General features: G+C 73.3%; 25 protein-coding genes. 19 read left to right on the plus strand and 6 right to left on the minus strand.

Annotated features, from left to right (window positions below):
- Positions 1-27: 27 nt before the first annotated feature.
- From AB0F58_RS17840 to AB0F58_RS17855, 4 genes are read right to left on the minus strand one after another with little or no spacing between them, the layout of a single operon-like run.
- Positions 28-735 (minus strand): nucleotidyltransferase domain-containing protein, encoded by a 708-nt coding sequence (locus tag AB0F58_RS17840; protein ID WP_357143622.1) that lies wholly within the window; start codon positions 733-735, stop codon positions 28-30.
- 42 nt (positions 736-777) lie between these two features.
- The gene (locus AB0F58_RS17845; RefSeq protein WP_357143624.1) at positions 778-1,278 is read right to left on the minus strand and encodes a nitroreductase/quinone reductase family protein; all 501 of its coding nucleotides are present in this window, start codon (positions 1,276-1,278) and stop codon (positions 778-780) included.
- 32 nt (positions 1,279-1,310) lie between these two features.
- Positions 1,311-1,739, minus strand: coding sequence for a ferritin-like domain-containing protein (locus tag AB0F58_RS17850; RefSeq protein ID WP_357143626.1), 429 nt, complete (start codon positions 1,737-1,739; stop codon positions 1,311-1,313).
- Complete coding sequence (locus AB0F58_RS17855; protein WP_357143628.1) at positions 1,736-2,257, minus strand: hypothetical protein; 522 nt, start codon at positions 2,255-2,257, stop codon at positions 1,736-1,738. The genes AB0F58_RS17850 and AB0F58_RS17855 overlap by 4 nt, the downstream gene beginning before the upstream one ends.
- Positions 2,258-2,413: 156 nt before the next feature.
- On the opposite strand from AB0F58_RS17855, the gene rimP reads away from it, so the two are divergent.
- From rimP to AB0F58_RS17905, 10 genes are all read left to right on the plus strand, one after another.
- Positions 2,414-3,082 carry a ribosome maturation factor RimP gene (gene rimP / locus AB0F58_RS17860; protein ID WP_357143630.1) on the plus strand — a complete coding sequence of 223 codons (669 nt, stop codon included), beginning with the start codon at positions 2,414-2,416 and terminating at the stop codon, positions 3,080-3,082.
- Positions 3,079-4,122: a transcription termination factor NusA gene (gene nusA / locus AB0F58_RS17865; protein ID WP_357143632.1), complete on the plus strand. Its 1,044-nt coding sequence runs from the start codon at positions 3,079-3,081 to the stop codon at positions 4,120-4,122. Before rimP ends, nusA begins: the two co-directional genes overlap by 4 nt.
- Positions 4,123-4,137: 15 nt before the next feature.
- Positions 4,138-4,470 (plus strand): YlxR family protein, encoded by a 333-nt coding sequence (locus tag AB0F58_RS17870; RefSeq protein ID WP_357143635.1) that lies wholly within the window; start codon positions 4,138-4,140, stop codon positions 4,468-4,470.
- A gap of 93 nt (positions 4,471-4,563) precedes the next feature.
- Positions 4,564-7,572: a translation initiation factor IF-2 gene (gene infB / locus AB0F58_RS17875; RefSeq protein WP_357143637.1), complete on the plus strand. Its 3,009-nt coding sequence runs from the start codon at positions 4,564-4,566 to the stop codon at positions 7,570-7,572.
- 87 nt (positions 7,573-7,659) lie between these two features.
- Positions 7,660-7,953 carry a DUF503 domain-containing protein gene (locus tag AB0F58_RS17880; protein ID WP_357143639.1) on the plus strand — a complete coding sequence of 98 codons (294 nt, stop codon included), beginning with the start codon at positions 7,660-7,662 and terminating at the stop codon, positions 7,951-7,953.
- 147 nt (positions 7,954-8,100) lie between these two features.
- On the plus strand, positions 8,101-8,583 hold the full coding sequence (gene rbfA / locus AB0F58_RS17885; RefSeq protein ID WP_357143641.1) for a 30S ribosome-binding factor RbfA: 483 nt from the start codon (positions 8,101-8,103) through the stop codon (positions 8,581-8,583).
- Positions 8,580-9,653 (plus strand): bifunctional oligoribonuclease/PAP phosphatase NrnA, encoded by a 1,074-nt coding sequence (locus AB0F58_RS17890; RefSeq protein ID WP_357143643.1) that lies wholly within the window; start codon positions 8,580-8,582, stop codon positions 9,651-9,653. The genes rbfA and AB0F58_RS17890 overlap by 4 nt, the downstream gene beginning before the upstream one ends.
- Positions 9,654-9,707: 54 nt before the next feature.
- Positions 9,708-10,115 carry a hypothetical protein gene (locus tag AB0F58_RS17895; RefSeq protein WP_357143645.1) on the plus strand — a complete coding sequence of 136 codons (408 nt, stop codon included), beginning with the start codon at positions 9,708-9,710 and terminating at the stop codon, positions 10,113-10,115.
- The gene (locus AB0F58_RS17900; protein ID WP_357143806.1) at positions 10,115-10,324 is read left to right on the plus strand and encodes a DUF6186 family protein; all 210 of its coding nucleotides are present in this window, start codon (positions 10,115-10,117) and stop codon (positions 10,322-10,324) included. Before AB0F58_RS17895 ends, AB0F58_RS17900 begins: the two co-directional genes overlap by 1 nt.
- A 452-nt stretch (positions 10,325-10,776) precedes the next feature.
- Complete coding sequence (locus tag AB0F58_RS17905) at positions 10,777-12,099, plus strand: MATE family efflux transporter (RefSeq protein ID WP_357143647.1); 1,323 nt, start codon at positions 10,777-10,779, stop codon at positions 12,097-12,099.
- Between the two features lie 39 nt (positions 12,100-12,138).
- Here AB0F58_RS17905 and AB0F58_RS17910 read toward each other — a convergent pair whose 3' ends face one another.
- Entirely contained in the window at positions 12,139-12,456 is a 318-nt protein-coding gene (locus tag AB0F58_RS17910) for a hypothetical protein (RefSeq protein ID WP_357143649.1), read from the minus strand.
- Between the two features lie 234 nt (positions 12,457-12,690).
- On the opposite strand from AB0F58_RS17910, the gene truB reads away from it, so the two are divergent.
- The 6 genes from truB (at position 12,691) to dapB (ending at position 20,052) form a co-directional block, all read left to right on the plus strand.
- Positions 12,691-13,575: a tRNA pseudouridine(55) synthase TruB gene (truB, locus tag AB0F58_RS17915; RefSeq protein ID WP_357143651.1), complete on the plus strand. Its 885-nt coding sequence runs from the start codon at positions 12,691-12,693 to the stop codon at positions 13,573-13,575.
- 76 nt (positions 13,576-13,651) lie between these two features.
- Entirely contained in the window at positions 13,652-14,581 is a 930-nt protein-coding gene (locus AB0F58_RS17920) for a bifunctional riboflavin kinase/FAD synthetase (protein ID WP_357143653.1), read from the plus strand.
- A 190-nt stretch (positions 14,582-14,771) separates the two neighbouring features.
- Positions 14,772-15,041, plus strand: coding sequence for a 30S ribosomal protein S15 (rpsO, locus tag AB0F58_RS17925; protein ID WP_043962418.1), 270 nt, complete (start codon positions 14,772-14,774; stop codon positions 15,039-15,041).
- A gap of 228 nt (positions 15,042-15,269) precedes the next feature.
- Positions 15,270-17,630 (plus strand): polyribonucleotide nucleotidyltransferase, encoded by a 2,361-nt coding sequence (locus tag AB0F58_RS17930; RefSeq protein ID WP_357143655.1) that lies wholly within the window; start codon positions 15,270-15,272, stop codon positions 17,628-17,630.
- A 162-nt stretch (positions 17,631-17,792) separates the two neighbouring features.
- Positions 17,793-19,202, plus strand: a complete 1,410-nt coding sequence (locus AB0F58_RS17935) for a pitrilysin family protein (protein WP_357143658.1) — start codon at positions 17,793-17,795, stop codon at positions 19,200-19,202.
- Between the two features lie 85 nt (positions 19,203-19,287).
- Positions 19,288-20,052 carry a 4-hydroxy-tetrahydrodipicolinate reductase gene (dapB, locus tag AB0F58_RS17940; protein WP_357143660.1) on the plus strand — a complete coding sequence of 255 codons (765 nt, stop codon included), beginning with the start codon at positions 19,288-19,290 and terminating at the stop codon, positions 20,050-20,052.
- 104 nt (positions 20,053-20,156) lie between these two features.
- On the opposite strand, the gene AB0F58_RS17945 is transcribed toward dapB, so the two are convergent.
- Positions 20,157-22,277, minus strand: a complete 2,121-nt coding sequence (locus AB0F58_RS17945) for a glycogen debranching N-terminal domain-containing protein (RefSeq protein ID WP_357143662.1) — start codon at positions 22,275-22,277, stop codon at positions 20,157-20,159.
- 140 nt (positions 22,278-22,417) lie between these two features.
- Here AB0F58_RS17945 and AB0F58_RS17950 point away from each other — a divergent pair, with 140 nt between their 5' ends.
- From AB0F58_RS17950 to AB0F58_RS17960, 3 genes are read left to right on the plus strand one after another with little or no spacing between them, the layout of a single operon-like run.
- Positions 22,418-23,413, plus strand: coding sequence for a LacI family DNA-binding transcriptional regulator (locus AB0F58_RS17950; protein ID WP_357143664.1), 996 nt, complete (start codon positions 22,418-22,420; stop codon positions 23,411-23,413).
- Positions 23,414-23,449: 36 nt separating this feature from the next.
- The gene (locus tag AB0F58_RS17955; protein WP_357143666.1) at positions 23,450-24,694 is read left to right on the plus strand and encodes an extracellular solute-binding protein; all 1,245 of its coding nucleotides are present in this window, start codon (positions 23,450-23,452) and stop codon (positions 24,692-24,694) included.
- A 4-nt stretch (positions 24,695-24,698) separates the two neighbouring features.
- Positions 24,699-25,820: a sugar ABC transporter permease gene (locus tag AB0F58_RS17960; protein WP_357143668.1), complete on the plus strand. Its 1,122-nt coding sequence runs from the start codon at positions 24,699-24,701 to the stop codon at positions 25,818-25,820.

The following is a 25,820-nucleotide window of genomic DNA, read 5'->3' on the forward strand; positions in this document are numbered from 1 at the left end:
CGGCGACGGGTCGGCGGGGGCAGCGGTTCAGCCGTCGAGCAGGTCGTCGACGGTGCCGTCCACCGGCCGTCCCCGGGCGGCCAGCTCGCCGGACTGCCGACGCAGCACCGTGCCCACCTCGATCATGTCCGCCCCGGCGAGACCGGTGCGGCGGACCGCGTCCCCGGCGTCCCGGAAGTACGTCCGGCTCAGCAGCCCGGACACGGTGGCCGCGGCGAGCCGCGCCTCGGCGAGCATGAGCAGAGCCTGGTCGGTCTCGTGCCACTCGGCCAGCCGGGCGGCCCGGGCGTGCGCCGCCGAACCCCGGTACCAGGCCTGCCGGGCGGCGGCGCTGAACTCGGCCGGCCGGGCCCGGGCCAGCCGCCCCAGGTGCTCGTCGCGCAGCTTCGGCAGCCAGCCGGTCGGGTCGTGCAGCGCCCGGGTGGTGACGTACCGGTCGGCGGTCAGCGGCCAGCGGGGCGACAGGGTCCGCGCCTCGCGCAGGTACTCCTCCGACCCGGTGACGGTCAGCTCCACCAGCACCCCGTCGACCCGTCGGCTGGTCGACCGGGGACCGGAGTCGGGCCGGTAGGTGGCCACCAGCAGGCCCACCTCGTCCGTCCCGCCACCGTCGTCGTCGGTGTGCGCGAGGGGACCGTGCACCGCCACGGCGAGCACGTCGGCGGGGAAGCGACGGTTCAGCGCGTCGGCCACCCGTTCCGCCACCCGCCACCGGGGGTCGTCGTACGGGTCCACCCGCCCATCACCTCACTGCGTGCGTCGCGGTCCCGGCCCACCCTAGCCGGCGGAGGTGACCTCCTCGGTCGACGGCGCGCCCGTGGGAACGAGCCGGAAGACCCGGATCTCCCGGTCACCGGCCCGCTGGGCGTACGTGCGGTAGGCCGGCCACTCGGTGACCAGCAGCCGCCAGAGCCGCTCCCGTTCGGTGCCGGTGGCCAGGTCGGCCCGCACCGGGATCCGGCGTCCCCGGAGGGTCACCCCGGCGGTCGGCTCGGCGAGCAGGTTCGACGTCCAGGCCGGCTGCCTCGGCTGCCCCCAGTTCGACCCGACCACCACGTACGCCTCCCCGTCCGGCACGTACAGCAGCGGGTTGCTGCGGGGCCGGCCGGAGCGGCGGCCGGTGGTGGTGAGGAGCAGGGACGGGATCAGCCCGAGCGCCACCACCCGTCCCCGGGTGAGCCGCCCGACCAGCCGGTCGGCGGGGACGAGCAGGCGACCGGCCGCGGCGAACCAGCGTCGGTGCCCGAGACGACGGGCGAGACTTCGCAGTACGGACACGCCGCCCAGTCTGCCGTCCACCGCCGGCCGTGTCAGGAGGGGCGGCCGGGGAACGGGACGGTCGCCGGTGTCACGCCGGCGGTCTTCCGCCAGCGGGTCGCCCGCAACGCACAGTCGGTCAGCGCCGTCAGGGCCCCGGCGCGTTCCGTCCCGGTGGTGGCCGCCAGCGCCGCCCGCCAGTACGCGGCGGTGCGTTCCTCCACCTCGACCGCCAGGCGCAGCGCGCTCGCGGCGTCGGTCACCGGATAGGGCAGCGCGTAGCCGGCCCGGTCGGCCGGGACGGCGCCACTGCCGGTGCTCAGCCGCAGCACCAGGTCGTCGCGACGGCGTCGGTGCGCGGCCTCGGCCTCCCGGGCGGCCCGCCGGGCGGCGCCGGTGAGCCGTACCCCGATCGGGCCGTACGCGAAGATCGCCGCGTACTCGGCGGTCAGCGCCGCGCCGAGCGCCTCCCCGGCGGTCACCGGAGCACCTCCACGTGGGTGGCGCGCGCCGCGGCGATCGACCCGACCAGGGCGGCCCGGTCCGCGGGGGCCTCCGCGCAGAACGTCGCCGCCTCGGCGCGTGCGCGGTCCTCGGCCGCGCGCAGGTCGGCCAGGACCGCGGCGGTCCCGGTGGGAGCGCCGGCCGGCGCGGACGGGCTGGCCGACGGGAGTGCCACCCCGATCGCTGCGGCCAGCTCGGTCGCGTGCGCCCGGTGCGCCTCGGCGATCGGGGTCAGCCGCCCGGCGAGTGCCGGGTCGGCGTCGATCGCGGCCTGGTACCGGGCCGCCAGGGCGAGCGCGCCGTCGACCAGGGGGGTCAGCGGGTCGGGCGGTGGCGGGGGGCCGTCCCGGTCGAGGAGTCCGCAGCCGGCCGCCGACGCGGTGGCTCCGCCGAGGGCCAGGAGTGCTCCGGTACGAAGTACCTTCCGCCGGGTATGTCCGGCCGTTCCGTCGCGCTGTGTTGCTCTGCCGATCGCCACCGGACAAGTCAACACCATCCGCTACCGTTCGCGGGCAACGGCGTCGGTGCGCCGCCCGGTCGCTCCGGCCGACGGCGCGTTACGCTCTGCACAGCCACCGGAGGCGGATCGCGCCGGTGGCGTGCCGCCGTGGCGGCCCGACCGGGTGCCGTCGAGCTGAGAGGGGTGCGCCAGATGACGCAGCGTGGCCGTGCCACCGGGTCGACGGGGAGACCCCGTCCCGCCGGTGCGCCGCGCGGGGATCTCGCCGCCCGCCGGTCCCGGCTGCGGGCCGTGATCGAGCCGGTGGTGGTGGCCGCCGGGTACGACCTGGAGGACCTCTCCGTCTCGCGGGCCGGCCGCCGGCACGTGGTCCGGGTGATCGTCGACGGTGACCGGGGCGTGAGCCTGGACGCGGTGGCCGACGTCTCCCGGGCGGTCTCGGCGGCGCTGGACGCGGCGGAGGAGGCGAGCGGCGACATCGTCGCGGGGGAGTACCAGCTCGAGGTGAGCTCTCCGGGCGTGGACCGCCCGCTCACCCTGCCCCGGCACTGGCGCCGCAACGTGGGCCGGCTGGTGCGGGTGACGGCCCGGATGACCGTGCCGGAACAACGCGCCGGACAGCCGGGGGACCGTCAGGTCACCGGCCGGGTGCTGGCGGCGGACGACGAGCGGGTGGCGCTCGACGTGGACGGCGAGCGCGCGGAGTGGACCTACGCCGAACTCGGCCCGGGTCGGGTACAGGTGGAGTTCAACCGCCTCGACGAGATCGACGAGGCGGACGAGTTCGACGCCACCGACGAGGACGGCGACGACATCGACGACATCGACGACGAAGATGATGTGGAGGACGAGGAGAGGTGAACATCGACCTCGCGGCGCTGCGCGCACTGGAGCGTGAGCGGGAGATTCCGTTCGACACGATCCTCGCGGCGATCGAGACCGCGTTGCTGACCGCCTACCGGCACACCGAGGGTGCCCAGTCGCACGCCCGGGTGGAGATCGACCGCAAGAACGGTCAGGCCCTGGTGTACGCCCAGGAGCTGGACTCCGACGGCACCGTGGTGCGGGAGGTCGACGACACCCCGCACGACTTCGGCCGGATCGCCGCGATGACCGCCAAGCAGGTGATCCTCCAGCGGCTGCGGGAGGCCACCGACGAGGTGCACTTCGGCGAGTACGTGGGACGCGACGGGGACCTGGTCACCGGCGTGGTCCAGGCGCACGAGGCCCGGTCCGAGAAGGGCATCGTCAGCGTCGACCTGGGCAAGCTGGAGGGCGTGCTGCCCCAGTCCGAGCAGGTGCCCGGTGAGCGGTACACCCACGGCGAGCGGATCCGCTGCGTGGTGGTGCACGTGGCCAAGGGCATGCGGGGTCCGCAGATCACCCTCTCCCGGTCCCACCCGGGACTGGTGAAGAAGCTCTTCGCCCTGGAGGTACCGGAGATCGCCGACGGCACGGTCGAGATCAGCGCCATCGCGCGTGAGGCGGGTCACCGGACGAAGATCGCGGTCCGCTCCACCATGCCCGGGGTGAACGCCAAGGGCGCCTGCATCGGACCGATGGGGCAGCGGGTCCGCGCGGTGATGAGCGAACTGCACGGCGAAAAGATCGACATCATCGACTGGTCGGACGACCCGGCGACCTTCGTCGGCAACGCGCTGTCACCGGCCAGGGCGCTCCGGGTCGAGGTGGTCGACCTGGCCACCCGGACGGCGCGGGTCACCGTGCCCGACTTCCAACTCTCGCTGGCGATCGGCCGAGAGGGGCAGAATGCCCGGCTTGCTGCCCGACTGACCGGTTGGCGAATCGACATTCGGTCCGATGCCGAGCAGTCTGCCCCGGCCGGACGACGCGGTGCTGATCACGTCCCGGAGCCGGGCGGAGCGATCTCGAGCAGCTAGGGGTAGACTTCCTCAGTGGTACGACGCACGCAGCCGGAGCGCACCTGTGTGGGCTGCCGGAAACGGGCGCCGGCCAGTGAACTCCTGCGGATCGTCGCGATTGACGACGAGGCTGGTCACAGCCTCCGAGCCGATCCGGCCCGCAGGCTGCCGGGTCGGGGAGCGAACCTGCACCCGGATCCGGCCTGCTTCGCGCTGGCGGTACGACGCCGCGCCTTCGGGCGTGCGTTGCGTGTCGCCGGGGTTCCCGATCACAGTGAGCTGGCGAAGTGTGTCGACGCGCCAAGCTCCGCGTCCGGTCAGCCCGACCGGACGGGAGTCACTAGCAAGGTAGGACGACCGACATGAGCACACGATGAAGTCCCTGAAATGACCAGGCTTCAAGTGCAGGAGTGAGGTCGCTGCGGGTGCTGCCCGCACGACCTCGGAGTGAGGAGTGCAGTGGCAGGTAAGGCCCGCGTACACGAGCTGGCAAAGGAGCTCGGGGTCGAGAGTAAGACAGTTCTCGCCAAGTTGAAGGAAATGGGCGAGTTCGTGAAGTCCGCGTCCAGCACCGTCGAGGCGCCCGTCGCCCGACGACTGCGGGGCGCATTCGTCGCGTCGGCCGAGAGCTCGGCGCCGTCCGCTCCGGCGGCGGCAACCCCGAACCCGGCCCCGAGGCCCACCCCGACCCCGCCGCCGACCCCTGGCGATTCCCGGATCTCGGCCAAGCCGATGCCGCCCCGGCGGCCGGCGGTGCCCGGTCCGAAGCCGAAGGGGCCGGTCCCCGGCCCGCCGCCCCCGGCGACTCCGGTCGCCAAGCCGGCGAGTGCCCACGACATCGAGGTGGCCGCCGCCGAGGCGCGTGCCGCCCAGCTGAAGGCTGACCAGGAGGCCGCGGTCAAGGCCGCCCAGGCCGCCCGGCAGCAGCAGCGTGACAACGTCCGTCGGGAGCCCCCGACGGACGGCGGTACCCGTCCCGGCCCCCGGCCGGGTCCGGGTGCGATGCCGCCCCGCCCGGGTTCGCCGGCTGCCGGTCGTACCGGCGCCCCGGCTCCGGGCCGTCCCGGCCCCGGTGGTCGTCCGCCGGCCCGTGGCGCGGGCAACAACCCGTTCGGTATCCAGGGCGGCGGCCAGCCGCGCCCGCCGGCGAACAGCGCCGGCGGCCCCCGGCCGAGTCCGGCCTCGATGCCGCCCCGGCCGAGTCCGGCCTCCATGCCGCCCCGGCCCAGCCCGGCCTCGATGCCGAGCCAGCGTCCCGGTCGTCCCGGTGGTCCGGGTGGCGGCGCGGGTCGTCCCGGCGGTGGCGCGGGTCGTCCCGGTGGTGGCGGCGGTGGCGGCGGCTTCCGCGGTGGCCCCGGTGGTGGCGGCGGTGGCGGTGGCTTCCGTGGCGGTCCCGGTGGTGGCGGCGGTGGCGGTGGCTTCCGTGGCGGTCCCGGTGGTGGCGGCGGTGCCGGTGCCGGTGCAGGTGGCGGGTTCCGCCCCGGTGCGCCGGCCGGTGGCGGCGGTCGTCCCGGTGGCGGCGGTCGTGGCCGTGGCGGCGGTGCCGCGGGTGCCTTCGGGCGTCCGGGTGGCCGGCCGACCCGTGGCCGCAAGTCCAAGAAGCAGCGCAGACAGGAGTTCGACAACCTGTCGGCCCCGACCATGAGCTCGGGCGCGCCCCGGGGTCAGGGTCAGGTCGTCCGGCTGTCCCGTGGCGCCTCGCTGTCGGACTTCGCCGACAGGATCAACGCCAACCCGGGTTCGCTGGTCCAGGAGATGTTCAACCTGGGCGAGATGGTCACCGCGACCCAGTCCTGCTCTGACGACACCCTGCTGCTGCTGGGTGAGCACCTCGGCTTCAACGTGCAGATCGTCAGCCCGGAGGACGAGGACCGCGAGCTGCTCGCGCAGTTCAACATCGACCTCGACGCCGAGGTCGCGGAGGACCGCCTGGTCACCCGTGCGCCGGTGGTGACCGTCATGGGTCACGTCGACCACGGTAAGACCAAGCTGCTCGACGCGATCCGCAAGGCGAACGTCGTGGCCGGCGAGGCGGGTGGCATCACCCAGCACATCGGCGCCTACCAGGTCCACGTCCCGCACGAGGGCGAGGACCGGGCGGTGACCTTCATCGACACCCCGGGTCACGAGGCGTTCACCGCCATGCGTGCCCGTGGTGCCCAGGTCACCGACATCGTGGTGCTGGTGGTCGCGGCCGACGACGGCGTGATGCCGCAGACGATCGAGGCACTCAACCACGCCAAGGCGGCGGACGTGCCGATCGTGGTCGCGGTCAACAAGGTCGACAAGCCGGAGGCGAACCCGGACAAGGTCCGCCAGCAGCTGACCGAGTACGGCCTGGTCGCCGAGGAGTACGGCGGCGACACGATGTTCGTCAACGTGGCGGCCAAGCCGGGCATCGGCATCGAGGAACTGCTCGAGGCCGTCCTGCTGACCGCCGACGCGTCGCTGACGCTGACCGCGCCGATCGACGGGCCGGCGCAGGGTGTGGCGATCGAGGCGCACCTCGACAAGGGCCGTGGTGCGGTGGCGACCGTGCTGGTGCAGAAGGGCACCCTGCGGGCGGGCGACTCGATCGTCGCCGGTGGGGCGCACGGCCGGGTCCGGGCGATGCTCGACGAGAACGGCAACCAGGTCGTCGAGGCCGGTCCGGCGCGTCCGGTGCTGGTGCTCGGTCTGACCGCGGTGCCGGGTGCGGGTGACACCTTCCTGGCAGCCGAGGACGACCGCACCGTTCGGCAGATCGCCGAGCAGCGGCAGGCACGGCGGCGGGCGGCGTCCTTCGCCAACTCCCGTGGCCGGGCCACCCTCGAGACGCTCATGGAGCAGCTCAAGGAGGGCGAGAAGACCTCGCTCAACCTGGTGCTCAAGGGCGACGTCTCCGGTTCCGTGGAGGCGCTCGAGGACGCGCTGTTCAACCTGGACATCCCGGAGGAGGTCCAGCTCCGGATCATCCACCGGGGCGTGGGCGCGATCACCGAGAGCGACGTCATGCTCGCGAGCGCCTCGTCCGAGGCGGTCACGATCATCGGCTTCAACGTGCGGGCCGCCAACAAGGTCCGCGAGATCGCCGACCGCGAGGGCGTGGAGATCCGGTACTACACCGTCATCTACCAGGCCATCGAGGAGATCGAGGCGGCGCTCAAGGGCCTGCTCAAGCCGGAGTACGAGGAGGTCGAGCTGGGCACCGCGGAGATCCGCGACGTGTTCCGTTCGTCCAAGGTCGGCAACATCTCCGGTTGCATCGTCCGGTCGGGCATCATGCGGCGGAACGCCAAGGCGCGACTGTTGCGCGACGGTGCGGTCGTGGCGGACAACCTCACGATCAGCTCGCTCAAGCGGTTCAAGGACGACGCGACCGAGGTGCGTGAGGGCTTCGAGTGTGGTCTGACCCTGGGTGGTTACAACAACGTCCAGGTCGGCGACATCATCGAGACCTTCGAGATGCGCGAGAAGGTTCGTAGCTGACGCTCGGACACCAGGTCAAGGGGTTTACGCCGGTCCGGCGTAAACCCCTTGATCATGGGGGCGGGTGAGCGGGTATCGTCCGAGGCGATGTTCACCGGAACCGCGGTCTTCGACCTGCTGCTGCCGGGTGATTCCCGGTCGCTCAAGATCAAGAGATCATACGTACGGCCGATCGTGGCGGCGCTGCGCCGCTTCGAGGTGTCGGCCGCCGAGGTGGGAGCGCTCGACCTGCACGGTCGAGCCGAGATTGCCGTGGCCGTGGTGGCCGCGGAGGCGGCACACGTCCGCGAGGTGCTCGACTCGTGCGAGCGTCTGGTGGCGGGCCGCCCGGAGGTGGAACTGCTGTCGGTCCGTCGGCGTCTGCACGGCGTGGACGACTGACGGCGGATGCCGGTGGCCGAGGCCGCCGGTGCTCGGGCGTGACCGTATTGTCGCGCGGGTAGTGTTCGAATTATCGGCCGGTCCGGTCACCGGTGGCGTTCGCGCCCCGGTCCGGACCGGGACGTCGATGCCGTGGAGGTGGCGGAGATGACGGATCCGGCCAAGGTACGCCGGCACGCCGAACGGGTGCGTGAACTGGTCGCGTCGGTGGTGCGCCAGATCAAGGATCCCCGCCTCGGCATGATCACCATCACCGACGCCCGGATCACCGCCGACCTGCGCGATGCCACGGTCTTCTACACCGTGCTCGGGGACGCCGCCGAGCAGGCGGGCACCGCCGCCGCGCTGGAGAGCGCCAAGGGCATGCTGCGCAGCACGGTCGGCAAGGCGCTCGGGCTGCGGCACTCGCCGACCCTGACCTTCGTCCTGGACAACGTCCAGGACCACGTCAAGCACATCGACGACCTGCTCGCCCAGGCCCGCAACGCCGACGCCGAGGTGCAGCGGATCGCCGCCGGGGCGCAGTACGCCGGGGACGCCCAGCCGTACCGGGTGGACGAGGAGGACGACGAGGACGGGGACGACACCGGGGCCGACGACGTGCCGTCGGCCGCCCGGGAACAGCGGTGACCGACGATCCGGACTCCCCGGCCGGCGACGCACTCGGCGGTGAGCCGTCCGGACCGGCCGCCGCCGACTGGGCCGCCGCCGTCGACGCGGTGCGCCGGCTCACCCCGGACGCCCGGGTGCTGCTGATCTGTCACGTCAACCCGGACGGGGACGCGCTGGGCAGCATGCTCGGTTTCGGGCTGGGACTGCGCACCCTCGGGCTGCGCGGGGTGCAGGCGACCTTCCCCGGCCCGCCGGAGGTGCCCGAACCCTTCCGGGGCCTACCCGGCCTCGACCTGCTGGTGCCGGCCGCCGAGGCGTACCCGGACCCGGATCTGGTCCTCTGCTTCGACGCGGCCAGCGAGTCCCGGCTGGGCGAGCTGGTCGACCGGCTGGCGGTCACGGCCCCGACGGTGGTCCTCGACCACCACGCCTCGCACACCGGGTTCGGCGACATCCACCTGGTCGACCCGCGCGCCGCGGCGACCTCGGTGGTGGCCGAGGAGTTGCTGACCCGTCTCGACGTGCCGCTCGACGCGGCGATCGCCGAGTGTCTGTACGTCGCACTGGCCACCGACACCGGCTCGTTCCGGTTCGACGCCACCACGCCGGAGGTGCACCGGATGGCGGCCCGGCTGCTCGCGACCGGCATCCGGCCGGGGGAGATCTCCCGCCGGATCTTCGACACCCGTCCGTTCGGCGCGGTCCGCCTCTACGGCGACGTGCTCGCCCGGACCCGGCTGGAACCGGCGGCGGCGGGCGGGCACGGTTTCGTCTGGACCTACGCCACCCTGGCCGACCTGGCCCGCCACGACCAGCGGCCGTACGTGCTGGAACCGTTGATCGACTCGGTGCGCTGCACCGCCGAGGCGGACGTCAGCGGTGTGCTCAAGCAGATCGCCGAGGACGGCTGGGCGGTCTCCCTGCGCAGCAAGGGCGCGGTGGACGTCAGCCGGGTCGCGGTGGCCCTGGGCGGCGGCGGGCACCGCTTCGCGGCCGGGTTCACCGGGCGGGGCACCGCGCAGGACGTGGTGGCCCGGATCCGGGCCGAACTGGACACGGCGCTGATCCGGACGGTGGACCGGGACTGACCGCGAGGAGTGTCGGCCTTCCCGCGCTCCGTGACGGAAGGAGACAATCGCGGCATGGAGCAGCCCCACGAGATTGCCGCCGAGGCGCCCCGGACGTGGGACCGTCCGGTGGTCGCCGTGCCCGTACTGGCCCTTCTCTCCCTGGTCGGCGGTCAGTTGCCCTCCTTCTCGACGTCGGCGAACCTCTACACCATCGGCACCGGCGGGGTACTGGTCTGGCTCGGGCTGAGCCACCGGGTGCCGCGTCGCCCCGCGCCGGAGCGGTTGCCTCCCGGCACGGTCTGGTGGGTACTGCCGGTGGTGATCTTCGGGGTGTTCGAGGGGGCCACCTTCGTCATGGCGGCCGGCGACGACTTCCCCACCTTCTCCCGCCTGGCCGATCCCCTGCTGGAGGACTCGCTGGTCCGGGCGGCGGCCTGGTTCGCCTGGCTGGCGGCGTTCTGGGGGCTGGTGCGGCGATGATGAGGACCCTCGCGATCAGCGGCTTCCTGGCCTCGCTGGTGCTGTTCGCCGTCGTCGAGTGGGCGGCCCGCCGGGAGGGCTCGCGGGTGCCGTCGTTCGGTGACGTCTGCGCGTACGTCATGCAGTACGAGGTCGGCTCGGTGCCGGTGGGGCGGATCGGCCTGTTCGGCTTCTGGTGGTGGCTCGGCTGGCACTTCTTCGCCCGGTGACCGGCCGGCCCCTCGTCGTCGCGTGAGGGTGCCCACGTGGTGGGAACAGCGGGCACCATGTGGAACTTAACGATAGCTTGGGTGAGGGCCGGCGCGAACTGCTGGCGCCGCCCACTGGTGGTGGGTCCCACCGGACACCGCCTCCCCTCCAGGGTCGAACCGACCCGGGTCCACGCTGCCCAGGGCCAGCCGAGCCGGTCACCCCCGGACGCTGGCGGGGCGTGCAGCAGGAACACCCACGTGTGCCGCGTCGCCGACGCGTGCCCGCCTTGGAAGGGAACCGCCATGCCGACCAAGCCCCAGCCCGAGACCGTCGACGAGGCTCGCGAGCAGGCCCGTCGTGCCCTCCAGACCTCCATGGACACCCGCCAGTGACCCATCCGCCCCGTCCCGGCGGCGGTAAGGGGTGTTCGGGGTTGTAATCATTACGCAAGGCGTGTCAGGATCGGGCCGTGACCTCCCCTGCCGTGCCCGCGGCGCCGGTGGCGTCGGCGCGGCGGATCGCCGGGCTGGCCCTGCCGGCGTTGGTCGTGCTCGCCGCCGAACCCCTCTACGTCCTGGTCGACACCGCCGTGGTCGGCCACCTCGGCCGGGTGCCGTTGGCCGCCGTCGCGATCGGCGGGACGGTGCTCACCCTGATCGTCTGGCTCGGCAGCGTCCTGGCCTACGGCACCACCGGCCGGTCGGCCCGTCGCTTCGGCGCGGGTGACCGGGCCGCCGCGGTGGCCGAGGGCGTCCAGTCGTCCTGGCTCGCCCTCACCGGCGGGCTGGTCGTCGCGCTCGGCATGCAGGTGCTGGCCGGACCGCTGGCGCGTACCCTGGCCGGCTCGACGGGCGAGGTGGCCGACGCAGCCGCCCAGTGGCTGCGGATCGCGGCCCTCGGCGCGCCCGGCCTGCTGCTGGCCGCCGCGGGCAACGGCTGGCTGCGCGGCGTCCAGGACACCCGGCGACCGGTGTGGTACGTGCTCGGCCCGAATCTGCTCTCCGCGCTGCTCTGTCCACTGCTGGTCTACCCGGTCGGGATGGGGCTGGTCGGCTCGGCGGTCGCCAACGTCGTCGCGCAGACCCTCTGCGGTGTCCTGTTCGTCGCGGCGTTGGTCACCGAGCGGGTGTCGCTGCGGCCCCGTCCGCAGATCATCCGCAACCAGTTGGCGGTCAGCCGGGACCTGCTGCTCCGGGGTGTCGCCTTCCAGGCCAGCTTCCTCTCCGCGACGGCCGTCGCCGCGCGGTTCGGTGTCGCGGCCGTCGGCGCGCACCAGATCGTCGTGCAGCTCTGGTTCTTCACCGTGCTGCTGCTCGACGCGCTCGCCATCGCCGCCCAGGCGTTGGTCGGGGCGGCGCTCGGCGCCGGGGACGAGGCCGGTGCCCGCGCGCTGGCCCGCCGGATCGCCCTGCTCGGTGGCGTCTGCGGGCTGGCGTTCGCCCTGGTCGTCGCCGTCGGCGCCAACCTGGTCCCGGCCCTGTTCAGCGGCGACCCCGAGGTACGCGAGCAGGCGGCGGCGATCTGGCCGTGGTTCGTGGTGATCCAGCCGCTCGGCGGCGTCGTGTTCGCCCTCGACGGGGTGCTGATCGGCGCGGGCGACGTCCGCTACCTGCGCAATGTCGCCATCGGCGCCGGCCTCGGTGGGTTCCTGCCGGCGATCTGGCTCACCTACGCGTTCGACCTGGGTCTCGGCGGCATCTGGGCGGGCCTCACCCTCTTCGTCGTGATCCGGCTGGTCGCGCTGGCGCTACGGCTGCGCTCCGGACGCTGGGTGGTCACCGGCGTCCGCTGACCCCGCCCGGCGCAGGAGAGCGGGACAGGCCGACCGGCGTCAGAGCAGCGCGACGAGGCCGTACGCGCCGAGCAGCAGGACCAGGGCGAGCGTCCAGGAGACGAAGAACGCCACGATCTTGAAGGAGTTCGGGAAGCGCTCGTGCAGCCGTTGCCGGTCCCGCCACGTCCACCAGGCGCGCCGGATCCCGGGTGCTCCCGGCACCCGGAGCAGCGTGGCGGTGACCCGGTCGCCGAGGGTGACCCGGGGCGGCGGCGGATTACGCATCCAGTCGGGCAGCAACGACGGCTGTGCGGGGGGCTCGGGTCGTACCGTCACGTGCGGACCGCGGGTGTCGGTGTCGTGCCTGCCGGGCATCGGGCTCCTCGAGGGTCGGTTCGGTCCCCGTCGCCGGTGGGAACGGGCGGTTGATCATGGCACCGCGCCCCCGTCGACGCTGCCCCTTTTCCGCCTCGCCCCGGCGGGCCAGCCGGGGAACCGGACGCCCGGCGACACGGGACGCCGGCTGTGCCCCACGTCACCCGGGCATCGTGGCCGGGGTGGGCGGTCCGGCGCGGACCCGCCCCGGGCGGTCTGGCAGGCTTGGCCGACGTGAGCGCAGACGGTCTGATCGTGGTCGACAAGCCCGGCGGCATGACGTCGCACGACGTGGTGGCACGGATCCGGCGACTGGCCCGTACCCGCCGGGTGGGACACGGCGGCACGCTCGACCCGATGGCGACCGGCGTGCTGGTCATCGGGGTCAACCGGGCCACCCGGCTGCTGACGTACGTGATCGGTGCGGAGAAGAGCTACACCGCCACCATCCGGCTCGGACAGACCACGGTCACCGACGACGCCGAGGGGGAGGTCACCGCCACCATCCCGGCTGCCGCGGTGACCGACGAGGCGGTCCGGGTCGCCCTGGCCGCGCTCACCGGTGAGATCGACCAGGTGCCCAGCGCGGTCAGCGCCATCAAGGTCGACGGTCAACGGGCCTACAAGCGGGTCCGCGACGGCGAGACCGTGGCCCTGGCCGCGCGTCGGGTCACCGTCTCCCGGCTGGCCGTGCTCGCCGTCCGCCGGGAGACGCCGGACCTGGTCGACGTGGACGTCGACGTCACCTGCTCCTCCGGTACGTACATCCGGGCCATCGCCCGCGACGCCGGTCTCGCGCTCGGGGTCGGCGGCCACCTCACCGCCCTGCGCCGGACCGCGGTGGGCGGGTTCACCCTGGCCGAGGCGGCGACCCTGCCGGAGCTGGAGGAGCGGGCCCCCGACGTGCTCTCCCTACCGCTCGCGGCGGCGGCCGACCGGTTCTTCCCGCGCCGGGAGGCCACCCCCGACGAGGCCCGGGTGCTCTCGCACGGGGGCCCGCTGGCGCCGACCGGCATCGTCGGCCCCTACGCGGTCTTCGGCCCCGCCGGGAACCTGCTCGCCATCGTCAGCGAACGGGACGGCCGGGCCCGCGCGGAGATCGTGCTCGCCCCGGCCTGACACCGGGGACCGCGCCGGCCCGGGGGGCGGTGCGAGGGGTAGTCAACTGCTGGCATGGTGGTGGTGGAGGAGAGAGATGCAGCGCTGGCGGGGTTACGAGGCGGTGCCCGGTGGGTGGGGGCGTTCGGTGGTCACCATCGGCGTCTTCGACGGGGTGCACCGCGGGCACCAGGCCACCATCGGTCACGCCGTGGCCCGGGCCCGGGAGCTGGACGTCCGGTCGGTGGTGGTGACCTTCGACCCGCACCCGGCCGAGGTGGTCCGCCCCGGCTCCCATCCGGCGGTGCTCACCGAGCCGGCGCGCAAGGCCGAGCTGGTCGAGGCGCTCGGGGTGGACGTGCTCTGCGTGGTGCCCTTCACGCCCGAGTTCTCCCGGCTGCCCGCCGAGGAGTTCGTGCACGACATCCTGGTCGAGAACCTGCACGCCGCGCTGGTGGTGGTCGGCGAGAACTTCCGCTTCGGGCGCCGGGCCGCCGGTGACGTGGCGCTGCTGGAGCGGCTCGGTCGGACCTTCGGCTTCGGTGTCGAGGGCGCCCCCCTGGTCGCCGCAGACGGCACGGTCTTCTCCTCGACGTACATCCGGGCCTGCGTCGACGCCGGGGACGTCGCGGCCGCCGCGGTGGCGCTCGGCCGTCCGCACCGGCTGGAGGGGGTGGTGGTCCGGGGCGACCAGCGCGGTCGGGAACTGGGCTTCCCCACCGCCAACCTGCTCTGCCACCGGTACGCGGCGGTGCCCGCCGACGGCATCTACGCCGCCCGGCTGATCCGGCGGGGTGGGGCGGAGCCGCTCGCGGCGGCGGTCTCCATCGGCACCAACCCGACCTTCTCCGGCCGGGAGCGCCGGGTCGAGGCGTACGCGCTGGACTTCACCGGGGACCTCTACGGGGAGCGGCTCGCCCTGGACTTCGTGGCGCACCTGCGCGAGCAGCGCCGGTACGACTCCATCGAGCCGCTCGTCGCGCAGATGAACGAGGACGTCGCCCGGACCCGTGCCGCGCTGGGCTGACCGCCCGGACGCGCCCGGCGGCCCTCCGACGAGCGGTTTCCCCGGAGGCTGGTAGTCTGGCGAAGACGTCGTTCAACGACGTGGGGCCTCGCGCGCCTGCTCGACGCCGCGGGTGCGAGGTTCGCCTCCGCTTCCTGTCCCGGACGGGACGGACGGAGCCTGACGAACAACCCATCGAAACAGGGAGAAAATGGCGCTCGACCAGGAAGCCAAGGCCAAGATCCGCGCGGAGTACGCGACCGCCGAGGGGGACACCGGTTCCCCGGAGGTGCAGGTCGCGGTGCTCACCAAGCGGATCGCCGAGCTCACCGAGCACCTGAAGGTGCACAAGCACGACCACCACAGCCGTCGTGGGCTGCTGCTGCTGGTCGGCCGTCGCCGTCGGCTGCTCAACTACGTCCAGAAGAAGGACATCAACCGCTACCGGTCGCTCATCGAGCGGCTCGGCCTGCGCCGATGACGTGACGGGGGAACGGCCCATCGGCCGTTCCCCCGCTCGGCGTCACCAGACCACAATCCAGGGCCGCGCGACCACCCGAGACGGGGCCGGTCAGCGTACCGGTCTCCGGTAGTGGCCCCCGGGATCACCGGCGAGAATCCGCCGCCCCGGGCGCTTCGATCGAAGACCGGCCGTCTGAGCAGCTCCCGAGCGTCGTGGGCCCCCCGACGTGAGGAGTTTGACCCACCCATGACCGAGAACCGACTCGGCACCGAATCCCGTACCGCCGTGATCGACAACGGTGCCCTCGGCACCCGCGAGGTCACCTTCTCCACCGGCCGGCTGGCCCGGCAGGCCGCCGGCTCCGTCGTCGCCCAGCTCGGCGAGACGGTCGTCCTCTCCGCCACCACGGCCGGCAAGCAGCCGAAGGAGCAGTTCGACTTCTTCCCGCTGACCGTCGACGTCGAGGAGCGGATGTACGCGGCGGGCCGGATCCCCGGCTCGTTCTTCCGCCGCGAGGGCCGTCCCAGCGAGGACGCCGTCCTCACCTGCCGACTGATCGACCGGCCGCTGCGCCCGTCGTTCGTCAAGGGCCTGCGCAACGAGGTCCAGGTCGTCGAGACCATCCTCGCGCTCGACCCGCAGCACCCGTACGACGTGGTGGCGATCAACGCCGCCTCGATGTCGACCAAGCTCTCCGGCCTGCCGTTCTCCGGCCCGATCGGGGCGACCCGGATGGCGCACGTCGACGGCCAGTGGGTCGCCTTCCCGACCCGTGAGGAGCTGGGCCGGGCCACCTTCGACATGGTCGTCGCCGGCCGGGCGCTGGCCGACGGCGACGTCGCGATCATGATGGTCGAGGCCGAGGCCACCGAGCACACCGTGGCGCTGGTCGCCGGCGGCGCGCCCGCCCCGACCGAGGAGGTCGTCGCCAGCGGCCTGGAGGCCGCCAAGCCGGCCATCCGTGAGCTGTGCCGGGCGCAGAGCGAGCTGGCCGAGGTGGCCGCCAAGCCGGTCGCCGAGTTCCCGGTCTTCCTGGACTACCAGGACGACGTCTTCGGCGCGGTGGCCGAGCTGGTCCGCGGCGAGGTCGCCGAGGCCCTCAAGATCGCCGGCAAGGCCGACCGCGAGGAGGCCCTGGACCGGGTCAAGGCCAAGGTCGTCGAGGAGCTCGGCCCGCGCTTCGAGGGCCGGGAGAAGGAGCTCAGCGCCGCGTTCCGGTCGCTGAGCAAGTCCGAGGTCCGCAACCGGGTGCTGCGCGAGCAGGTCCGGATGGACGGCCGGGGTCCGCGCGACATCCGTCCGCTGACCGCCGAGGTCGGGGTGCTGCCCCGGGTGCACGGCTCGGCGCTGTTCGAGCGGGGCGAGACGCAGATCCTCGGCGTCACCACGCTGAACATGCTGCGCATGGAGCAGATGCTGGACACCCTCGCTCCCGAGACCCGCAAGCGCTACATGCACAACTACAACTTCCCGCCGTACTCCACCGGGGAGACCGGCCGGGTCGGCTCGCCGAAGCGGCGCGAGATCGGCCACGGCGCGCTGGCCGAGCGGGCGCTGATCCCGGTGCTGCCGTCGCGCGAGGAGTTCCCGTACGCCATCCGGCAGGTCTCCGAGGCGCTCGGCTCGAACGGCTCGACCTCGATGGGGTCGGTCTGCGCCTCCACCCTGGGTCTGCTCTCGGCGGGTGTGCCGCTGAAGGCCCCGGTCGCCGGGATCGCGATGGGGCTGATCTCCGACGAGGTGGACGGCAAGACCGAGTACGTGACGCTGACCGACATCCTCGGCGCCGAGGACGCTTTCGGCGACATGGACTTCAAGGTCGCCGGCACCCGGGACTTCGTCACCGCGCTCCAGCTCGACACCAAGCTCGACGGCATCCCGTCGGACGTGCTGGCCGCCGCGCTCCAGCAGGCGCACGAGGCCCGGCAGACCATCCTGGACGTGATGCAGGCGGCGATCGAGGCCCCGGCCACGATGTCGGAGTACGCGCCCCGGGTGACCACCGTCAAGATCCCGGTCGACAAGATCGGCATGGTGATCGGCCCGAAGGGCCAGACCATCAACGCCATCCAGGACGAGACCGGCGCCGAGATCTCGATCGAGGACGACGGCACGATCTACGTCGGTGCCACCAACGGCCCCTCCGCCCAGGCGGCGGTCGACCGGATCAACGGCATCGCCAACCCGACCCTGCCGAAGGCGGGGGAGCGGTTCCTCGGCACGGTGGTCAAGACCGCCGCGTTCGGCGCGTTCGTGTCGCTGCTGCCCGGCCGGGACGGCCTGCTGCACATCTCCAAGGTCGGCGACGGCAAGCGGGTGGAGCGGGTCGAGGACTTCCTCAACGTCGGCGACAAGGTCGAGGTGGAGATCGCGGACATCGACGCCCGCGGCAAGATCTACCTGGACAAGGTCCGCCCGGAGGGCACCGAGGCGCCGGCCGCCCCCGAGGGCGGCGAGCGTCCGCCGGCCCGGGAGCGCAGTGACCGGGGCCCGCGCGGTGACCGTGGTGGCGACCGGAGCGAGGGCGGCGAGGGCGGCGAGCGCCCGCGTCGCGGCGAGGGTGGCGAGGGCGGCGACCGTCCGCGTCGTCGGACCCGGCACAGCTGACCCGTACCCTCCGACCACGCCGACGGCGTGACCGTCCTGTCGGTCCCGCCGCTCGGCACGACCAATCCGTCTGATCCGTCGACCAGCCCGGCTCGCCGAGCCGGGCTGGTCCCGTCGGAGGGCGGGTGACCATCCCTTCCTCGTCCTAGGAGTCAGGTACCTGTGAGTCGGGCCGACCACGCACCGTTCGTCCCGGGCCGGTGGGGAGCGGGTCACCGCGCCCGCGCCGCCGGAGCCACCCAGCCCGACCGGCCCGGGTCCTCCCGGGCGGTGACCCGGACGCTGAGCGAGGACCCGCTGGGCGGCACGGTACGCCGTACCGTGCTCCCCAGCGGGCTGCGCGTCCTCACCGAGGCGATCCCCGCGATGCGCAGCGTCTCGTTCGGCATCTGGGTGGCGGTCGGCTCCCGGGACGAGACCGGCCCGCAGTCCGGGGCCGCGCACTTCCTGGAGCACCTGCTCTTCAAGGGCACCCGGAAGCGGACCGCGCTGGACATCTCCGCCGAGATCGAGGCGGTGGGTGGTGAGACGAACGCCTTCACCACCAAGGAGTACACCTGCTACTACGCCCGGGTCCTTGACGAGGACCTGCCGCTGGCCATCGACGTGATGTGCGACCTGGTCGCCGACTCGCTGCTGGAGCCGGCGGACGTGGAGACCGAGCGCGGCGTGATCCTCGAAGAGATCGCCATGCACGACGACGAGCCCGGCGACGAGGTGCACGACCTCTTCACCCGGGCGGTCTACGGCGAGCATCCGCTGGGCCGGCTGATCTCCGGCACCGAGGAGACGGTCACCGCGATGACCCGGCGGCAGATCCAGGACTTCTACCGGAGGCGGTACGTCGCCCCGGAGATCGTGATCGCCGCCGCCGGCAACCTCGACCACGCGACCGTGGTGAAGCTGGTCCGGCAGGCGTTGCGCGGCACCCCGCTGGACACCGCGTCGGCGTCCCCGGCCGCACCCCGGCCGAACCGACCGGCGGTCCGGACGAAGTCCGCCACCACCCTGGTCGAGTCGAAGGAGACCGAGCAGGCGCACGTGATCCTCGGCTGTCCCGGCATCGACCGGCTGGACGAGCGGCGGTTCGCCCTGGGGGTGCTGAACAACGTGCTCGGCGGCGGCATGTCCAGCCGGCTGTTCCAGGAGATCCGGGAGCGGCGCGGGCTGGCGTACTCGGTCTACTCCTACGCCAGCCAGTACGCCGACTCCGGGGTGTTCGCCGTCTACGCCGGTTGCGCACCGGGCAAACTGGACGAGGTGCTGGAGCTGACCCGCGCCGAGCTGCGCCGGGTGGCCACGGACGGACTGACCGAGGCCGAGGTGGCCCGGGGCAAGGGCATGTCCAAGGGCTCCTTCGTGCTCGGGCTGGAGGACAACGGCTCCCGGATGAGCCGACTGGCCAAGGGGGAGCTGCTCTACGGCGACCTGGCGCCCGTCGACGAACTGCTGTCCCGGGTGGACGCGGTCACCGTGGCGGACGTCAACACCCTCGCCGCCGAGCTGCTGTCCCGGCCCATGTCGCTGGCGGTGGTGGGCCCGTTCGACCGGGGCGACTTCGCCGGAGCCTGACCGTCGGGCGGGGCACCGTCCGCAGGGTGGGCGGTCTGCCGTTCCGCGGGCGGGACCATGCCCGGGTTGGGATAGGTTGTGCCCCGTGACTGACGAGCAGGAGACGCGACGCGACGAGCCGGTCCGGGTCGGCGTACTGGGGGCCCGGGGCCGGATGGGTGTCGAGGTGTGCAGGGCGGTCACCGCCGCCGCCGACCTCGACCTGGTGGCGACGATCGACCAGGGTGACGACCTGTCCGGGGTCGCCGACGCCCAGGTGGTCGTCGACTTCACCACGCCCGACGTGGTGATGGGGAACCTGCACTGGCTCATCGACCGGGGGATCAGCGCGGTCGTGGGCACCACCGGCTTTACCGGGCAGCGGCTGGACCAGGTGCGCGGCTGGCTGGACGGCCGGCCCGGGGTGGGCGTGCTGATCGCCCCCAACTTCGGCATCGGCGCGGTGCTGATGATGCAGTTCGCCGCGCGGGCCGCCCGGCACTTCGAGTCGGTGGAGATCATCGAGCAGCACCACCCGCGCAAGCTGGACGCGCCGAGCGGCACGGCCACGCACACCGCCCGCCTGATCGCGCAGGCCCGCGCCGACGCCGGCCTGGGCCCCTCGCCGGACGCCACCGCGAGCGAGGTGCCGGGCGCGCGCGGCGCCGACGTCGACGGGGTACGCGTGCACGCGGTCCGGGCCACCGGCCTGGTCGCGCACCAGGAGGTGCTCTTCGGCACCGCCGGGGAGACGCTGACCATCCGGCACGACTCCTACGACCGGGCCTCCTTCATGCCCGGCGTCCTGCTCGCCGTCCGCGAGGTCCGGCACCGTCCCGGCCTCACCATCGGGCTCGACCCCCTGCTCTGACCTCTCCCGGCCCGGTGCCCGGAACGGTGGCGGCGACCGTGGGGTGTCCCCCCGTCGCCGCCACCGTCACGGTCGGGTGACCCCGGTCGCCGCCACCGTCCCGGTCAGCGGAACGGGAGGGCCTCCCTGTCGGCGCGCGGAACGGGCAGGGTCGGCAGGTGCCCCGGGGCCAGGTGGGTGGGGGCGTTGGTCAGGCTGACCTCGCCGTAGCCGGTGACGGTCACGTCGACCGGGGTGCCGGCGATCCGGAGTCCGCTCACCGCGACGGCACCCAGTTCGGAGCCGGCGAGCGGACGGAGCGCCACCCGCCCGCTGGGGACGTCCGGGTAGAGACCGACGGCGGCCTGGAGCAGCAGCACCGCGCTCGCCGCCGACCACGCCTGCGGCCGGCACGCCGCCGGGTACGGCACCGGTCGGCCCAGCGCGTCCCGGTCGTCGCCGCCGTACAGCTCCGGCAGCCGGTAGTCGAACGCCTCGGCGGCGCGGAGCAGCCCCTCGGCGAGGGTGCGCGCCGCGTCGTCGAATCCCGACCGGGCCAGTCCGCCGAGCGCGATGGCGGTGTCGTGGGTCCAGATCGAGCCACAGTGGTACGACAGCGGGCTGAACCCGCCGTCCGCCCGGGACATCGTGCGCAGCCCGAACCCGCCGGTCATCGCCTCGGTGGCGAGCAGCTTCGCCACCTGGGTCGACTCGGCGTGGTCGAGCAGGCCGGTGCCGAGCAGGTGACCGATGTTGCTGGTCAGGGAGTCGACCGGGCGCTTGTCCCGGTCCAGGGCCAGGGCGGGCTGCGGGCCGTGCCGGCCGTCCACCCAGAACGTGGCCCGGAACCGCTCGGCGAGCCGGTGGGCGTACTCGCGCCAGGCGTCCCCGCCGGGGCGGCCGAACGCGTCGAGCAGGGCGGCTCCGTTCACCGCCGCCTCGTACGCGTACCCCTGCACCTCGGCCAGCGCGATCGGGGCCCGCGCGACGGTGCCGTCGGCGAAGCGCACCGCGTCGCCGGAGTCCTTCCAGCCCTGGTTGGCCAGGCCGTGACCGGTGGTGTCGACGTACTCGACGAGCCCGTCGCCGTCGGCGTCGGCGTGCTCGCCGAGCCAGCGCAGCGCCGCCTCCAGGTGCGGCAGCAGCGGCTCGACCTCCCCGGCCGGCAGGCCCCAGCGCCAGGCGTCGTGCAGCAGGTTGACCCAGAGCAGGGTGGCGTCGACCGTGCCGTAGTAGACGGGCGGCAGCCGCAGTCCCGCGTCGGAGAGGGCGAACTCGTGCCGGCGCAGCTCGTGCAGGATCTTGCCGGGGGCCTCGCCGGTGGCCGGGTCGACCCGGCTGCCCTGCCGGCGGGCGAGCACCCGCAGGGTGCCGGCGGCCAGCCCGGTGCCGAGCGGGAGCATCATCCGGGCCGCCCAGAGGCTGTCCCGGCCGAACAGGGTGAGGAACCAGGGCACGCCCGCGCCGAGGAAGACGTCCTCCGGGTGGGTGGGTTCGACCAGGCGCAGCGCGCGCAGGTCGGCCAGGGAGCGGTCGAGGAGCCGGGCCAGGCGGCGGTCGTCGGCGCGCACCTCGGGGTGGGCCCAGTCGGGGTCGTGTGCCGGGGCCGCCACGACGGCGCGGGGGTCGGTGACGGTCAGCCGCCAGCGCAGCACGGTGCTGCCACCTCCGGCGGGCAGTTCGACCGGCCAGGCGAGCCGGGGTGCGGTGGCGTGCGTGCCGTCGGTGTACGCGGTCGCGCCCTCGCCGTGGACCGTCACGGTGATCCCCGCCGCCGTCCAGCCGAATCCGCCGTCCGGGCCGGGGTGGGCCGGCAGCGCCGGCCGGTCGTCGCCGGACTTCACCACCTCGATCGGGGCGAGGTCACAGCCGAGGTCGACGCTGACCGTGGCCCGGACGCCGACCGAGGCGGTGGAGACCACGTGCACCTCCTCGGTCAGGCCGTCCGGAGTGGCCCGGCGGATCCGGTCGACGCGGACCGTGGGATCGGGGTGCGGGTCGCCGAGCCACCGGGCGGTGCTGACGAACCGGGCTCCGTGCGGGCCGTCGGGGCCGGCGGCCAGCCCTTCCGGCTCCCGGCCGTCGATCCGCAGCTCGGCCCGGGAGAGGACCCGGGCGTCGGCGTGGAAGACGCCCTGCACCCCGACCGGCCGGATCTGCCCGGCCGGGTCACCGAGTGCGCTGGTGGGGGCGAGGACCACGCCGACCAGCTCGTGCAGCAGGGGTTGCAGGTGCCGTTCGGTCACAGGGGACTCCAGGTCGTAAGGGAACATCGATCTCTTGACAGATTGTTCCGGGGAGTGCAAAGTGCCAAACATTCCAGGAACTTGATCGTTCCAATCCTGCCTCATGTCGATTGGAACGTTCAAGAAGCGAAGGGGATCTCGTGCCGCAGAAGGTGACCATCGCGACGGTGGCCCGCCGAGCCGGGGTCAGCCGTCAGACAGTCTCCAACGTGCTCAACTCCCCGCACGTCGTCCGTGAGCAGACCCGGCAGCGGGTGCAGGAGGCGATCGCGGCGCTCGGCTACCGCACCAACCAGGCCGCCCGGCAGATGCGCACCGGTCGGTCCCGATTGATCGCCGTCCGCATCGAACCCACCCGCGACGGCATCAACGGCTCCGTCCTGGATCGCTTCCTGCACGGCCTCGCCGAGACCGCGAGCACCGCCGGCTACCGGGTGATGCTCTACACCGCCGTCGACGACGAGCAGGAGATCCGCGAGTACGACGACCTGCTCGGCACGTACGACCTCGACGCGTTCGTGCTCACCGGCACCACGCGGCGCGACCCGCGGACCGCCTGGCTCACCGGACGGGGCGTGCCCTTCGTGACCTTCGGACGGCCCTGGGACGACCCGACCCTGCACCCCTGGGTCGACGTGGACGGTGCCGACGGCACCGCCCAGGCCGCCCGGAGACTGCTGGCCCTCGGCCACCGGCGGATCGGTTTCGTCGGCTGGCCCGTCGGCTCCGGCGTCGGCGACGACCGACGGCTCGGCTGGGAACACACCCTGCGCGCCGCCGGGGTCGACCCGACCGGCCTGGACCACTGCACCGAGGACGGCATCCCCGAGGGCGAGCGGGTCGCCCGCGACCTGCTCACCGCGGCCCGGCCGCCGACCGCCCTGATCTGTGCCAGCGACTCGCTGGCCCTCGGTGCCCTCCAGGCCGTCCGCGTCGCCGACCCCGCCGTCCCGGTGATCGGCTTCGACGACACCCCGGTCGCCGCCGCCCTCGGGCTGACCAGCGTCTGCCAGCCCCTGCACGAGGCCGCCGTCCGGTGCGTGGAACTGCTGACCGGCCTGCTCGACGCCACTCCCCGACAGCCCCACCCCCAGGTGCTGCTGAAGCCCCGCCTGGTGCTCCGGCAGACCGCGTGAACCCCCCGACCGCACCCCCACCACCAGGAGATTGAGATGCCCCCTCGAACGATCCGCCGCGCGGCGGTGGCCGGCCTCGCCGCCGTCGCCCTGTTCGGTTCGGCCGCCTGCGGCAGCGGCTTCGACGACTCCGGCGACGGGGCCCAGTCCAGCGGACCGGCCCAGCTGGAGATCCTGATCGGCTCCTCCGGCGAGGCGGAGACCAGGGCGGTGCGGGAGGCGGCGGCGAAGTGGGCCGGCGAGTCCGGCAACACCGCCACGGTCACCCCGGCCCAGGACCTCACCCAGCAGCTCGGGCAGGCCCTCGCCGGTGGTGACCCGCCGGACGTCTTCTACGTCGACGCCAGCCGCTTCGCCGACTACGCCAGCGTCGGCGCGCTCGAACCGTACGGTGACAAGATCAGCAAGTCCGACGACTTCCACGGGAGCCTGCGGCAGACGTTCACCTACGACGGCAAGCTCTACTGCGTGCCGAAGGACTTCTCCACCCTCGCCCTTCAGATCAACACCGACCTCTGGGCGAAGGCCGGCCTCACCGACGCCGACATCCCGACCACCTGGGACCAGCTCACCGCCACCGCCCGCAAGCTCAAGGCGGCCGGGCAGGTGCCGCTGGTCGTCGCGGACACCCGGGACCGGATCGGCGCGTTCATGGTCCAGGCCGGCGGCTGGCTGACCAGCCCGGACGGCAAGCAGGCCACCGGGGACACCCCGGCGAACGTACAGGCCCTCAGCTATGTCAGGACGCTGCTCACCGAAGGGCTGGCCCGCTACCCGAAGCAGCTCGACGCCGGCTGGGGCGGCGAGGCGTTCGGCAAGGGCAAGGCGGTCATGACCATCGAGGGCAACTGGATCAAGGGCGCCCTCCAGAACGACTTCCCGAACGTGAAGTACAAGGTCGTGCCGCTGCCGGCCGGGCCGAAGGGCCAGGGCACCCTCTCCTTCACCACCTGCTGGGGCATCGCCGCCAAGAGCGCGCACAAGGAACAGGCGATCAGGTTCGTCGAGGCGATGACGGCCGGCGAACAGCAGATGGCCTTCGCCAAGGCGTTCGGCGTGATGCCGTCCCGGCAGTCGGTCCGCGACCAGTACACCCAGCAGTTCCCGGACGATCGGCCGTTCATCGAGGCGGCCGAGTACGCCCAGGGCCCGGTGAACGCCCCCAAGATGGACAGCGTGCTGAAGGACCTGGACACCGGTCTGAACACCCTGGCCACGGGTGACCCGAAGGCGATCCTCGCCCGCTTCGACCAGAACGCCAGGGCGGCGCTCGGCGGCTGAGGGGGTGGCAGAGAAGATGGCGATCGACGCGCCGGCCGCCCGGTCGGCCACGCCGCTCGGCAGGCGGCGCCGCGGCGGCGTACGCGGCAACGAGAACCTGGCGGGTTGGCTCTTCGTGGCGCCCGTGGTGGCGATCCTCGGACTGTTCCTGCTGCTGCCGATCCTGATGGCGTTCTGGGTGAGCCTGACCGGCTGGAACGGCCAGGGTAGCCCGTTCACCTCCGGGGTGCCCTTCGTGGGCGCGGACAACTACACCCGGCTGTTCGCCGAGGAGGGGCTCGCCCGCCGGGACTTCATGACCAGCATCCGGAACAACCTCTACTACGTGGCGATCGTGGTGCCGGCGCAGACCGCGCTGGCGCTCGGCCTCGCCCTGGTCGTGAACCACCGGATGCTGCGGGGGAGGGCGTTCTTCCGGTCGGCGTTCTACTTTCCCTCGGTCACCAGCTCGGTGGCGATCAGCGTGGTGTTCCTCTTCCTGTTCGCCAACTCGGGTGCGGTGAACGCGCTGCTCGGCGCGTTCGGCGTCGACGGGCCGCAGTGGTTCGCCGACGCCCGGGGGGTGCTGCACATCCTGCTCGGCGCGGTCGGCATGGACCAGCCGCCGGCCGCCCTCACCGGTGGTGGCCCGTTCGGCCTGACCTGGTGGGACTGGCTCTCCGGCCCCAGCGTGGCGATGGTTTCGATCATCGCTCTGGTGGTCTGGACCACCTCGGGGACGTTCATGCTGATGTACCTCGCCGCGTTGCAGAACGTGCCGGTGGCCCTGGACGAGGCGAGCACCCTGGACGGGGCGAGCCGTTGGCAGCGGTTGCGCCACGTCACCCTGCCGCTGCTGCGGCCGACCACGTTCCTGGTGGTCACCCTCGGCCTGATCGGCACCTGGCAGGTCTTCGACCAGGTGTACGTGATGAGCCAGGGCGACCCGGCCAAGACCACGCTCACCCCGGCGTACCTGTCGTACCGGACCGCGTTCCGGGACTTCGAGTACGGCTCGGGCGCGGCGATCTCGTTCGTCCTGTTCCTGATCATCATCGTGCTGACCCTGGGACAGCGCTGGCTGATGCGGGACCGGGACCACGGCGGGCGGCGGTGGGGGCGGCGACGCGTGGCGGGGAGGCCCTGA

Origin of the sequence: Micromonospora sp. NPDC023956 (assembly GCF_040639195.1) — a bacterium.
Classification (GTDB): domain Bacteria; phylum Actinomycetota; class Actinomycetes; order Mycobacteriales; family Micromonosporaceae; genus Micromonospora.

What these genes read in the sequence shown, in the direction of transcription:
- AB0F58_RS17930 (WP_357143655.1), top strand. Translation starts at nt 15,270, where the DNA reads ATGACCGAGAACCGACTCGGCACCGAATCCCGTACCGCCGTGATCGAC.
- AB0F58_RS17910 (WP_357143649.1), bottom strand. Translation starts at nt 12,456, where the DNA reads ATGCCCGGCAGGCACGACACCGACACCCGCGGTCCGCACGTGACGGTA.
- AB0F58_RS17880 (WP_357143639.1), top strand. Translation starts at nt 7,660, where the DNA reads ATGTTCACCGGAACCGCGGTCTTCGACCTGCTGCTGCCGGGTGATTCC.
- AB0F58_RS17855 (WP_357143628.1), bottom strand. Translation starts at nt 2,257, where the DNA reads ATGGTGTTGACTTGTCCGGTGGCGATCGGCAGAGCAACACAGCGCGAC.
- rbfA (WP_357143641.1), top strand. Translation starts at nt 8,101, where the DNA reads ATGACGGATCCGGCCAAGGTACGCCGGCACGCCGAACGGGTGCGTGAA.
- AB0F58_RS17955 (WP_357143666.1), top strand. Translation starts at nt 23,450, where the DNA reads ATGCCCCCTCGAACGATCCGCCGCGCGGCGGTGGCCGGCCTCGCCGCC.
- AB0F58_RS17920 (WP_357143653.1), top strand. Translation starts at nt 13,652, where the DNA reads ATGCAGCGCTGGCGGGGTTACGAGGCGGTGCCCGGTGGGTGGGGGCGT.
- rpsO (WP_043962418.1), top strand. Translation starts at nt 14,772, where the DNA reads ATGGCGCTCGACCAGGAAGCCAAGGCCAAGATCCGCGCGGAGTACGCG.
- rimP (WP_357143630.1), top strand. Translation starts at nt 2,414, where the DNA reads ATGACGCAGCGTGGCCGTGCCACCGGGTCGACGGGGAGACCCCGTCCC.
- AB0F58_RS17895 (WP_357143645.1), top strand. Translation starts at nt 9,708, where the DNA reads ATGGAGCAGCCCCACGAGATTGCCGCCGAGGCGCCCCGGACGTGGGAC.
- AB0F58_RS17900 (WP_357143806.1), top strand. Translation starts at nt 10,115, where the DNA reads ATGAGGACCCTCGCGATCAGCGGCTTCCTGGCCTCGCTGGTGCTGTTC.